The 10,554-nt window shown below is 46.3% G+C and carries 15 protein-coding genes; 10 read left to right on the forward strand and 5 right to left on the reverse strand.

The annotated features are described in order from the left end of the window. The 3 genes from B3M51_RS00245 to B3M51_RS00255 all read left to right on the forward strand — a co-directional run. Positions 1 to 255: transcription antitermination factor NusB (locus B3M51_RS00245; RefSeq protein ID WP_292756038.1), on the forward strand; the 255-nt coding region annotated here is incomplete at its 5' end. A 47-nt stretch (positions 256 to 302) separates the two neighbouring features. After that, positions 303 to 1,277: a thiamine-phosphate kinase gene (gene thiL, locus B3M51_RS00250; protein ID WP_292756040.1), complete on the forward strand. Its 975-nt coding sequence runs from the start codon at positions 303 to 305 to the stop codon at positions 1,275 to 1,277. Then, positions 1,261 to 1,749 carry a phosphatidylglycerophosphatase A family protein gene (locus B3M51_RS00255; RefSeq protein WP_292756042.1) on the forward strand — a complete coding sequence of 163 codons (489 nt, stop codon included), beginning with the start codon at positions 1,261 to 1,263 and terminating at the stop codon, positions 1,747 to 1,749. The genes thiL and B3M51_RS00255 overlap by 17 nt, the downstream gene beginning before the upstream one ends. A gap of 41 nt (positions 1,750 to 1,790) precedes the next feature. Here B3M51_RS00255 and B3M51_RS00260 read toward each other — a convergent pair whose 3' ends face one another. The 5 genes from B3M51_RS00260 to moaB are packed head-to-tail and all read right to left on the reverse strand — an operon-like array spanning position 1,791 to position 5,624. Beyond that, complete coding sequence (locus tag B3M51_RS00260; RefSeq protein WP_292756044.1) at positions 1,791 to 2,726, reverse strand: carbohydrate kinase family protein; 936 nt, start codon at positions 2,724 to 2,726, stop codon at positions 1,791 to 1,793. Between the two features lie 4 nt (positions 2,727 to 2,730). Next, positions 2,731 to 3,879, reverse strand: a complete 1,149-nt coding sequence (rnd, locus tag B3M51_RS00265; protein WP_292756046.1) for a ribonuclease D — start codon at positions 3,877 to 3,879, stop codon at positions 2,731 to 2,733. A gap of 37 nt (positions 3,880 to 3,916) precedes the next feature. Further along, positions 3,917 to 4,807: an alpha/beta fold hydrolase gene (locus tag B3M51_RS00270; RefSeq protein WP_292756048.1), complete on the reverse strand. Its 891-nt coding sequence runs from the start codon at positions 4,805 to 4,807 to the stop codon at positions 3,917 to 3,919. A 53-nt stretch (positions 4,808 to 4,860) separates the two neighbouring features. After that, positions 4,861 to 5,112: a glutaredoxin family protein gene (locus B3M51_RS00275; protein ID WP_292756050.1), complete on the reverse strand. Its 252-nt coding sequence runs from the start codon at positions 5,110 to 5,112 to the stop codon at positions 4,861 to 4,863. After that, on the reverse strand, positions 5,109 to 5,624 hold the full coding sequence (moaB, locus tag B3M51_RS00280) for a molybdenum cofactor biosynthesis protein B (RefSeq protein WP_292756052.1): 516 nt from the start codon (positions 5,622 to 5,624) through the stop codon (positions 5,109 to 5,111). The genes B3M51_RS00275 and moaB overlap by 4 nt, the downstream gene beginning before the upstream one ends. A 94-nt stretch (positions 5,625 to 5,718) precedes the next feature. Between moaB and B3M51_RS00285 the strand changes: the two genes are divergently transcribed. The 7 genes from B3M51_RS00285 to B3M51_RS00315 form a co-directional block, all read left to right on the forward strand. After that, entirely contained in the window at positions 5,719 to 6,399 is a 681-nt protein-coding gene (locus B3M51_RS00285) for an OmpA family protein (protein ID WP_292756054.1), read from the forward strand. 37 nt (positions 6,400 to 6,436) lie between these two features. Then, complete coding sequence (gene rlmB, locus B3M51_RS00290; RefSeq protein WP_292756056.1) at positions 6,437 to 7,165, forward strand: 23S rRNA (guanosine(2251)-2'-O)-methyltransferase RlmB; 729 nt, start codon at positions 6,437 to 6,439, stop codon at positions 7,163 to 7,165. Between the two features lie 103 nt (positions 7,166 to 7,268). After that, positions 7,269 to 7,613: a 30S ribosomal protein S6 gene (rpsF, locus tag B3M51_RS00295; protein WP_292357805.1), complete on the forward strand. Its 345-nt coding sequence runs from the start codon at positions 7,269 to 7,271 to the stop codon at positions 7,611 to 7,613. Between the two features lie 15 nt (positions 7,614 to 7,628). Then, positions 7,629 to 7,856 (forward strand): 30S ribosomal protein S18, encoded by a 228-nt coding sequence (gene rpsR / locus B3M51_RS00300; protein ID WP_292357806.1) that lies wholly within the window; start codon positions 7,629 to 7,631, stop codon positions 7,854 to 7,856. Positions 7,857 to 7,893: 37 nt separating this feature from the next. After that, complete coding sequence (locus B3M51_RS00305; protein ID WP_292756058.1) at positions 7,894 to 8,802, forward strand: DUF2232 domain-containing protein; 909 nt, start codon at positions 7,894 to 7,896, stop codon at positions 8,800 to 8,802. A gap of 48 nt (positions 8,803 to 8,850) precedes the next feature. After that, positions 8,851 to 9,396 (forward strand): 50S ribosomal protein L9, encoded by a 546-nt coding sequence (gene rplI / locus B3M51_RS00310; RefSeq protein WP_349676677.1) that lies wholly within the window; start codon positions 8,851 to 8,853, stop codon positions 9,394 to 9,396. Positions 9,397 to 9,496: 100 nt separating this feature from the next. Further along, a partial coding sequence (locus B3M51_RS00315; protein ID WP_292756060.1) for a DnaB-like helicase C-terminal domain-containing protein occupies positions 9,497 to 10,554 on the forward strand: 1,058 nt, incomplete at its 3' end.

A 10,554-nucleotide genomic window follows, 5' to 3' on the forward strand; every position in this document is an offset into this window, starting at 1 on the left:
GCGGTAGACAGAAGTTTAGCCACGGTCGACCCTGTTGAGATTTCCGTATTACGTCTCGCCGTTTTTGAATATATCCACCGTCCGGATATCCCGTATCGCGTGGTCTTGAATGAAGCCGTTGAACTGGCTAAATCCTTTGGCGGGGAACAAGGTCATAAATATGTTAATGGGGTTCTCGATAAAATGGGCGCACGTTTACGCCAGGCAGAATATCAGGCTGCCAAAGCCGCTCGCGCTCAGAAAAAAGCGAATTGATTAACTGCCCCGAAAAGATAAAACCATCCAGACGGGGCTTTTTTTGAATGAAACCTTCTCCCGAATTTTCACTGATTGAGCAGTATTTCCAGGCGTTAACGACGCGTCGTGAAGATGTGATTGTGGGGATCGGTGATGATTGTGCTGTTTTAAACAATCCGCGGGATAGCTATACGGCTGTCTCAATTGATACATTGGTACAAGACATACATTTTTTTGCTGATGTTGATCCGTATTGTTTGGGCATCAAAGCTCTGGCCGTCAACCTGAGTGATCTGGCCGCAATGGGGGCTCAACCTGCCTGGTTCACTCTGGCCTTAACCTTGCCTGAAATTAATGATGACTGGCTAAAACAGTTTTCAGCCGGCCTGGCCTGTATCGCCAAAAAATATCAGATTCAGCTGGTGGGCGGGGATACTACCCGTGGTCCATTAACCATTACCATTCAGGTTCATGGGCATGTAGCCAAGCATAATATATTGCAGCGTAATGCTGCAGAGTCGGCTGACTTGATTTGTGTAACCGGATGCCTGGGTGATGCCGCCGCAGGGCTTCAATTTAGATTGGGGCAACTTGAAACAGAATTGTTAACCGATACAGATATTGAATATCTGTTACAACGTTTGGAAATGCCCACCCCGCGTAATCAAATCGGTCAGCAACTGATAGGCAAAGCACATGCGGCAATTGATGTTTCAGATGGCTTACTGGCTGATTTAAATCATATACTCAATGCGAGTCACAAAGGGGCAAAGCTGGATGTATCCGCTTTACCATTCTCTGTAGCGTTGAAAAAACTGCCCACAGCAATGGCGACGCAACTGGCATTGACGGGCGGTGATGATTACGAATTATGTTTTACCGCGACTGCGGACAATGTGGCGAGACTTAAACATCAATTTCCTGAGATGATTCATGTGATTGGTGAAATCACTGAAGACGAAGGTATTTATTATCAGAATGCCCAAGGTGAATGGCAGGTATTCTCAGAAATAAAGGCAGGCTATGACCACTTCGCATAATAAGGTCACTTTTCAACAATTGCTCAAAAGACCAGCCTGTATGCTGGCCTATGGCTTTGGTTCGGGATTATCCCCTAAAGCACCTGGCACCATGGGCACATTGGTCGCATTACCCATCTACTGGTTAATACAAGATGTCGGGCTGTTTAGTTATTTACTAATCACTGCTGTTGCTTTTATCGCCGGTATTTGGATTTGTCAGCAAGCAGTCAATTGGCTTGAAAAGGACGATCCTTCTGCTGTGGTATGGGACGAAATTGTTGGTTATCTGGTGACGATGATTGCTGCTCCCGCAGGTTGGCAATGGATGCTTTTGGGCTTTGTATTGTTCAGATTGTTTGATATCTGGAAGCCATGGCCCATCTCATGGGCTGACCGTAAGTTACATGGTGGTGTGGGGATAATGTTCGATGATGTGATAGCGGGAGTCTTTGCCGCCGTGATATTGCAGCTTTGTCATTATTTGCTCTGAAACTGCCCGTAAAGCGACAGCCTCAGAGCTTTTAATCAAACCTAGCTTAACTGCATACCAAAGCTTTTTTCAAAGCGTGTTGCAAAGCTTTCAATAGTAAATTGATGATTTTGTGTGCCGTGTTGTTCTATTTTAATGGCACCTAACAACGATGCGATACGGCCAGTCATTTCCCAATCTTTACCATGCAAAATACCATGAAGTAATCCTGCACGATAAGCGTCCCCACAACCGGTAGGATCCACAACTTTTTCAGCTTTAGCACATGGGATATCTATGCGTTTACCTTCAGTATAGATATGTGAGCCCTGAGCACCACGGGTAATGATTAACGCTTCAACAAGTTTGGCTATTTCTTCGGGTGGCAGACCCGTTCGGTCTTCAAATAACTGGGCTTCATAGTCATTCAATGCAATATAGGTTGCCTGTCTGGCAAATTGCAGCAGATCTTCACCATCAAACATCGGTAAACCCTGACCCGGATCAAAAATAAACGGAATGCCGGCATCAGCAAATTGCTGGGCATGTTGAATCATGCCATCACGACCATCCGGAGCGATAATGCCCAATTTGATATTTTGCGCTTCGCTGATTTTGGTTTCATGAGCCAGGTTCATTGCCCCTGGATGAAAAGCAGTGATCTGGTTATCGTCAATATCGGTTGTGATATAAGCCTGAGCAGTGAAATGCTCGTCTTTGACATGTACATGACGACGGATAATTGAAAATTTATCCATCCAGGCGGCATAGGTAGCGAAGTCACTGCCCACAGTCCCCATCGGCACCGGCTCATCACCCAACAGTTTCATATTGAAAGCAATATTACCGGCACAGCCACCAAATTCACGGCGTAATTCCGGTACCAGAAACGCTACATTCAGCATATGCACTTTGTCAGGCAGAATGTGATTTTTAAATTGATCCGGAAACACCATAATATTGTCGTAGGCAAATGAGCCACAGATAAGTACCGACATGTTGCTATACCTCTTTTGTATGAATCTGTTGTGTATCAGCAGTGACTGACAGATGGCCACTGATGAAATCAGTCAGGTGATGGCCAACGATTTGATATCGCCAACCTTGTAATAAAGCAAGATCTTTATCTCCACGTACCAGCTTTTCAATGTCTTTACGGCTGGCCACGGCAATAGGAGTTATCGATTGCTCATCACAGAATTTGCGTAGTAATGCCATCAACGCATCAATCAGAGCTTCCTGCTGATTGCTCAGTGGTTCAGGTTTGAGCAAGATTGGCCATTGTTCGGGCGGCGTTTGTTTGGCTTTGCTGATAACGTCAATAATGGCCCGACCACTGCGTTCAATATCCCTTGCTTCAAGCCCGCGAATTTGACTGAGTTTTTCCGGTTTTTCCGGGGCAAATCGTGCCAGATCAAGCATCACTTCATCTTTGAGAATCCAACGCCTTGGACGATCCCGATCCATCGCGCGCTGTTCACGCCATGCTGCCAGTTGTTGTAACACCGCCAGTTGCACACCTTTTAATTTACCTGCCCCACGGATTTTACGCCAGATGGTTTCAGGATCAGCAACGTAATTATCGGCATTGGACAGGGCGGCAAAATCTTCTTTAAGCCATTCCGTGCGCTGTTGTTTTTCCAGATCGGCAGACATTTGATGATAAAGCTCACGCAGATAACGTACATCATCTGCTGCATATTCCAATTGTTCCGGACTTAACGGACGCTGTGTCCAGTCAGCTCTGGAATGGGCTTTATCTAGGCTGACATCAAGACGTTGTTTCACCAGGTTGCCATAACCAATCTGATCACCATCCCCAAGAATGGTTGCAGCCAGCTGAGTATCAAACAGATTTGGTGGCAGGGAGTTTTTTAACAGATACAGAAGTTCCAGATCCTGCCGGGCAGCATGAAAAACCAGTGTTATATCCGATTGATAGAGTAAATCCAGCAAAGGAGTGAGATCTTTTATAGCGATAGGATCAACACAGGCAATGATATCGTCATTGGCAATCTGGATCAGGCACAACTGGGGATAATAGGTTTTTTCGCGTAGAAATTCCGTGTCAATTGCCAGCCATTTGCTGTGCTGAATTTCCGAGCAAAATTGTGTTAACGCCGCATCCGAATCAATGTAAAGAACAGTCATGTTATCCAGCTAAAAAAAGCGGTCAGTATAACTGTTTTTAAAGGATATTGCGGGCGTTCGCCTGGGTCAGTACCTGTTCTATGGCCTCAATGATAATTTCGGGTTGTTCATGCGGAATTGCATGACCGCTCTGATGGGCAAACATATGTTGGCTGATGGGCGATAAACGTGTGAGATCCTGTTGCAGATCAATCCAGGTTTTTTCGCGTTGCTGCAATACCAGATCTCCATACCATTCAGGTTTACCGCGACTTATGACAATCAGTGGCACTACAGGGATGGCGGCATTCTGTTGAACTTGAACTGCACTTTGTTCGAGAGCAGAAATTTCTGCTCGGGCAGCATGAAATGCTCGTTCCCGTAATACTGGTGGCTTATCAGCGTGGGCCATACTGTCCGTCGATTTAGGCAAAATCATAATAGTGCCACGGCGATTGAAATTATTGGGTAATTTGATTTTAAACTGGTTGTATTGATCTTCGTGTGATGCGTCAACCAATACCATGCCGGCAACCATCTCCGGATTATTGGCGGCAAAGATACGAATGTTGTATCCACCAAAAGAATGGCCAACCAGAACATACGGAGCAGGTATATCGGCTTCTTCCAATAAGATCTCCAGTTCACGCGCAATTCTTTTGCTGGTTCTGGGAGCAGGACCAAAATCACTCCAGCCATAGCCGGCACGGTCAAATACACAAATCCGGGAGTTTTGAGAAATTGCCTGCTGAATCGGCAGCCAGTCAGTAGAGTCATCGCCAAGTCCTACATCCACCAGGACGGTTGGACTGCCTTTACCAGTACAATGGATGTGTAGTTGGTAACCGCCCACATCAAAACGTTGTCCCGGGATAGCCGGAAATTCGGCGGCAAGAATTGGTGTCGAAACAGACCAGAAAACCAAAAAAGGCCAGACTAACGCTTTCATTAAGTGACTCCGGAGCGATTAACTTACAGTAAAGTTAAGAGCAGTGAGTCGACTTAAAGTTCCAGATTTGCAGCAGCAATTTTCTGCTGAATATCCTGTTGCGTGAAGGGCCAGTTCAATTCACTATCGTCAGAAAATTTAATCACCGGTATGCGGATGCCATACTGCTCTACCAGCAGATCATCATCTCCAATTTCGATAATCTGCAATTTAATGTGACCAGTCGCCGCCAAATCATGAATCTGCTCAATTGCTAATTCGCATAGATGACAGCCAGCCGTAGAAAATAATTGCAGGTGGATCATTTCTCACGCAATCGCGGGATAAGTTCAACAAAATTACAGGGACGATGCCGAACATCCAGCTGGTATTGTAAAATGTCGTCCCAGGCGTTTTTGCAGGCGCCTGAAGAACCAGGCAGACAAAAAATAAACGTGCCATTTGCCACGCCAGCTATTGCTCTGGACTGAACGGTTGATGTGCGAATAATGTCATAGGAAATCTGTCGGAACAGCTCACCAAAACCAGTGATTTCTTTATCAAATAACACTTTTACGGCTTCCGGTGTGCCATCTCTACCTGTCAGGCCTGTGCCACCAGTGGTGATAATGACATCTACCTGTTCGTCGCAAATCCATTGCGAAATAACGGAACGTATCTGATAAATATCATCCGTCACAATCTTTTTGTCAGCCAGCTCATGTCCTGCTGCAAGTAAACGATCTTTTAACGTTTTTCCTGATACATCATCGGATTCAGTCCGGGTATCTGAAACCGTTAGGATGGCAATTCTGACAGCAATAAAGTCACGGTCCATGAGTAGTGGTTCTCGTATGTAAAGATTTAAAACAAGTATAGTCACCATATGACGTAGGGTCTAGAATGCAACGCAATAATGAGGAGTCATAACAATGAAAAAAGTTTTATTAGTCTCAGCAATCTCAACCGCGATTATGTTGTCAGGTTGCGCCGCAGATGATCCGAATATGCGTACCAAGCGTGGCGCTGCCATTGGCGCTGCTGCCGGCTCCATAATTGGTTACGCGATTGATGATGGTGCGGGTGGGGTAATAGCTGGAGCAGCGGTTGGTACATTGGCTGGTGCAGGTGTGGGCCGATATATGGATAATCAGCAACGCGAAATGAACGAAGCGTTGGCTCAAGAGCAGGCTCGCAATGAATTGCAAATCCAGCAATTGCAGGATGAGTCATTAAAAATCGATATTTCCAATGAAGTATCATTCGATTTCGACAGTGCTGCTATCAAACCGGCATTTGAGCCAACCCTGAATAAAGTTGCCGACGTGCTTCAGCGTTATCCAAAAACGATAATTCATGTCATTGGACATACTGACAGTAAAGGGTCTGAAAGTTACAATCAGCAACTTTCTGAACGCAGGGCGCAGTCGGTAACGAACTACTTTGCGGCACGAGGTGTGCTGAAAGAACGTCTGGTGCCAATGGGCCGTGGGGAACTTGAGCCGCGTGCCACAAATGATACCGAAGCCGGGCGACAGTTGAATCGTCGTGTGGAAATTATTGTTAAACCTATTGTAGAGGGACAGGAAGCTGAAGCCTACCAAACGCCGTAAAGGCACATCAGAAAGAAACCAGGCACCATCCCAGGATTTGATTTTTGGTTTACATGCGGTACAGGCGGCTCTTGAGTCGCCTGTTTCACGTGTGGCCGAAATCTGGGTGGCTGACGAGCGGCATGATCAACGTGTGGAGACCATTTACAAGCTGGCCGGTGATCAGGGGATTCGTTTACACAAAACCCAACGTCAGCAACTCGATGATATGGTGCCGGAAAGTCGTCATCAGGGCTGTGTTGCCCGCTGTCATCCATTAGCGGTATTGGATGAAACCGATCTCGATGTAATACTGGATAATTTACAGCAAACACCGTTTCTGTTGATTCTGGATGGTGTTCAGGATCCTCATAATCTGGGCGCATGTCTGCGTACCGCGGAAGCGGCTGGAGCCCATGCAGTGATTGCACCAAAAGATCGTGCCTCAGGTTTAACCCCGACAGCGATCAAGATTTCCAGTGGTGCTGCTGAGCGCTTGCCATTTATTCAGGTGACCAATCTTGCGCGGGTATTAAGAGATCTGCAGCAAAGAGGTATCTGGCTGGTCGGCACATCTGGAGAGAGTGAGTTAAGTCTTTACCAGGCCGATCTCAAGGGTCCATTGGCGATCATTCTGGGAGCTGAAGGGCAGGGTATTCGCAGGTTGACCAGAGATCACTGTGATCAGGTTATGTACATCCCGATGCAGGGAGCAGCCGAAAGTCTCAATGTATCTGTTGCTGCAGGCGTCTGCTTATTTGAAGCGGATCGTCAACGCCGCTTGTGAGCAGGTAGCAAAATAAAGTAAAATGCCAGATTGCCTTTGATAGGTAAAACTCCTTGCTTTCTGAAATTTTTCAGCAAGCTGTATAAACCGTGAGGAGCTCAAATTGAGACATTACGAAATCGTGTTTCTGGTCCACCCTGATCAGAGCGAACAAGTGCCCGGTATGATCGAGCGCTATACCCAAACTTTGACCGCTGCTGGTGGTCAGGTTCACCGTCTGGAAGACTGGGGCCGCCGTCAATTGGCCTATCCAATCAACAAAGTTCACAAAGCACATTATGTGTTGATGAATGTTGAATGTGATGTTGAGCAATTGAATGAAGTCACAACTGCTTTCCGTTTTAATGATGCCGTTATCCGTCACCTTGTTGTCAGCATGGACGAAGCTGTTACAGAAGCTTCTCCTATGATGCGCAAAGACGACGAAAAACCCGCTTCAAAAGCCTAATCAGGAGATATCACGATGGCTCGTTTTTTCAGACGTAGAAAATTTTGTCGTTTCACCGCTGAAGGTGTGAAACAAATTGATTATAAAGACGTAAACCTGCTTAAGAATTTCGTTACTGAAACAGGCAAGATCGTTCCAAGTCGTATTACCGGTACTAAAGCTCGTTTCCAGCGTCAGCTGTCAACTTGTGTCAAACGTGCACGGTTTCTGGCATTGCTGCCTTACTGTGACATGCACAAGTAATTTAGCTTTTCAGTTGTAAGGTTAAGATCAAAATATTATGTTGCGGGGAATCGCTGATTTTGCAATGAAAGGTCGTTGGCAGGCTGCTTTGGCAGCTGCTTTGCTATCGGTTGCTGCAATGTTGATCCCACCACTCAATTATCTCGCTAGCGGGGTAATTGTGCTGGCCACATTACGTGTAGGCCCTCAAGAAGGTCTGCGGGTAATGGCTGCAACGTTGGTAGTGTTTGCTGCCGTCGCCGGACTGCTATTTGGACAACTCTGGATTGCATTAGCGTTATTGCTGACCAGTTGGTTACCAGCTTATTTGGTGACCCTGGTGCTGGGATACAGCCGTTCTTTGGAACGGGCGCTTCTGGCTGCGGCCGGAGTCGGTATTCTGGTGGTACTGATCTCGCATGTCTTTTTGCCTAATCCGGCATTGTGGTGGCAGGAAATGCTGACACCGTTTGTTCAATTGCTATCTGAACAATCCGGTTGGCAAATGGATGCTACGGAAACGCAAAACTTTCTGGTACAAATGGCCAGCATGATGACCGGTCTGATAGCCGCAGCAGTAAGTGTCAATATTATTCTGGGCATTTTGATTGGCCGTGCATGGCAAGCCTCGTTATATAACGAAGGAGCATTTGGCAGTGAGTTTACTCAGATTACTCTGGGTAAAACACTAGCAACTGTGACAGCCGTTTTAATGGGGGTATCCCTGACTGGAATGGCGGGTTCACTGACGCTGCTGGTGGATTGTTTACCGGTGCTGTTAGTGCTTTTTGCATTACAAGGTATCGCGGTTGCACACGCAATTGTTCGATTGAAACAAAAGTCAGTCGCCTGGTTAGTCGTAATGTATGTGCTGATGGTGTTAATGCTGCCGCAAATGATGATTTTAACTGCCACACTGGGCATATTGGAACAATGGTTTAATTTTCGCAAACGCGCAATCGCGTAACGCGGTTATTTTATAAGCAGTCCTAGACTGCGAATGAGGGTTAGAACGATGCAAGTAATTTTGCTGGAAAAAGTTCAAAAGCTGGGTAATCTGGGTGATGAAGTTAGTGTAAAAGCTGGCTATGGTCGTAACTTCCTGGTTCCTGCCGGTAAGGCTTTGCCTGCCAATAAAAACAACAGAGAGAAATTTGAAGCTCGTCGCGCTGAACTTGAAGCGGCTGCTGCCAAATTACTTACTGCAGCTCAGGAACGTGAGAAAAAGCTGGTTGCAGCTGGTGAAGTCGATATCATGGCTAACGCTGGTGTTGAAGGTAAATTGTTCGGTTCAGTTACTGCTGCAGAAATCGCTGATGCGGTCAATGCAAAAGGCGCTGATGTAGACCGTAATGAAGTCCGTTTACCAACAGGTCCTTTACGCCACACTGGTGAATACAACATTGACGTGCAATTGCATGCTGATGTTGTTGTGAGTGTGAAAGTCAATATCACTTCTGAAGCTGAGCTGGCTGCCATTGCTGCTGCTGAAGAAGCTCGTAAAGCACGTGATGTTGCGCGTGAAGAAGCTGAAGCAATTGCCAAAGAGCAAGAGCAGTAAAAAGTAGTTAAAAATTGGGACATGGTGTTCCATGTCCCAGTCATTTTGTGGTTCGGTAATATTGAATCAAATGCTTGTTTAACCAGCTTGGACGATTGCTGTGGAACAGATAACTTATCCAGAAAGCTATCAAGACAGCGCAACTCAGGCCCTGAAGGTTCCGCCACATTCAGTTGAAGCTGAACAATCGGTCTTAGGCGGCTTGATGCTTGATAACAGTGCCTGGGAACAGGTATCTGATCTCCTGGTTGATCAGGATTTTTATCGTCACGACCATCAACTTATTTTCCGTGGCATAGCCGAATTAATGGAACAAGCCAATCCGGTAGACGTGATCACGTTGGCGGAATGGCACAATCAGCGCGGTGAACTGGATAAAGTCGGTGAATTGGCTTATCTCGGTGCTCTAGCGCGCAATACCCCCAGTGCAGCAAATATCAAAGCTTACGCCTCGATCGTACGTGAACGTTCGATTCTGCGTCAGCTTATCCAGATTGGTAATAATATTGCCAATATGGCATTTACACCTGAAGGCCGTAATAGCGAAGAAATGCTCGATACTGCTGAGCGACGCGTTTTCGAAATTGCAGAAAAAGGTGCAAAACGTGGCGGCGGTTTTATTCAGGTCAAAGATGTTCTGAGTAAGGTAGTCGATAAAATTGATACGCTGTTTGAACAGGATAGCGGTATAACCGGTCTGCCAACCGGCTTTATTGATTTTGATGATCAGACTTCTGGTTTACAGCCTGCCGATTTGGTTATTATCGCCGGTCGCCCATCGATGGGTAAGACCACTTTTGCAATGAATATTGCTGAAAATGCTGCGATTCACAGTAAACAGCCCGTTGCGGTATTCAGTATGGAAATGCCTGCTGACTCATTGGCAATGCGGATGTTGTCATCGCTAGGTCGTATCGATCAGCATCGTTTACGTACCGGTCGATTAAATGATGATGACTGGCCCCGGTTAACCTCAGCCATTGCGTTATTGAATGAAGCACCGCTGTTTATTGATGATACCGGTGGTTTGACACCCTCTGAACTGAGAGCACGGGCAAGGCGTTTAAAACGTGAGCATGGCCTGAGTTTGATCATTGTCGATTACCTGCAGCTAATGAGTGGCAGTGCCAATGGTCGTCAGGCAGAAAATCGTACCAA

Origin of the sequence: Methylophaga sp. UBA2689, assembly GCA_002354555.1 — a bacterium.
GTDB lineage: Bacteria > Pseudomonadota > Gammaproteobacteria > Nitrosococcales > Methylophagaceae > Methylophaga.

Coding starts and splice junctions, on each gene's coding strand:
- B3M51_RS00255 (WP_292756042.1), top strand. CDS start 1,261: ATGACCACTTCGCATAATAAGGTCACTTTTCAACAATTGCTCAAAAGA.
- B3M51_RS00305 (WP_292756058.1), top strand. CDS start 7,894: ATGTTGCGGGGAATCGCTGATTTTGCAATGAAAGGTCGTTGGCAGGCT.
- rplI (WP_349676677.1), top strand. CDS start 8,851: ATGCAAGTAATTTTGCTGGAAAAAGTTCAAAAGCTGGGTAATCTGGGT.
- rnd (WP_292756046.1), bottom strand. CDS start 3,879: ATGACTGTTCTTTACATTGATTCGGATGCGGCGTTAACACAATTTTGC.
- B3M51_RS00275 (WP_292756050.1), bottom strand. CDS start 5,112: ATGATCCACCTGCAATTATTTTCTACGGCTGGCTGTCATCTATGCGAA.
- B3M51_RS00285 (WP_292756054.1), top strand. CDS start 5,719: ATGAAAAAAGTTTTATTAGTCTCAGCAATCTCAACCGCGATTATGTTG.
- B3M51_RS00270 (WP_292756048.1), bottom strand. CDS start 4,807: ATGAAAGCGTTAGTCTGGCCTTTTTTGGTTTTCTGGTCTGTTTCGACA.
- B3M51_RS00260 (WP_292756044.1), bottom strand. CDS start 2,726: ATGTCGGTACTTATCTGTGGCTCATTTGCCTACGACAATATTATGGTG.
- rpsR (WP_292357806.1), top strand. CDS start 7,629: ATGGCTCGTTTTTTCAGACGTAGAAAATTTTGTCGTTTCACCGCTGAA.
- thiL (WP_292756040.1), top strand. CDS start 303: ATGAAACCTTCTCCCGAATTTTCACTGATTGAGCAGTATTTCCAGGCG.
- moaB (WP_292756052.1), bottom strand. CDS start 5,624: ATGGACCGTGACTTTATTGCTGTCAGAATTGCCATCCTAACGGTTTCA.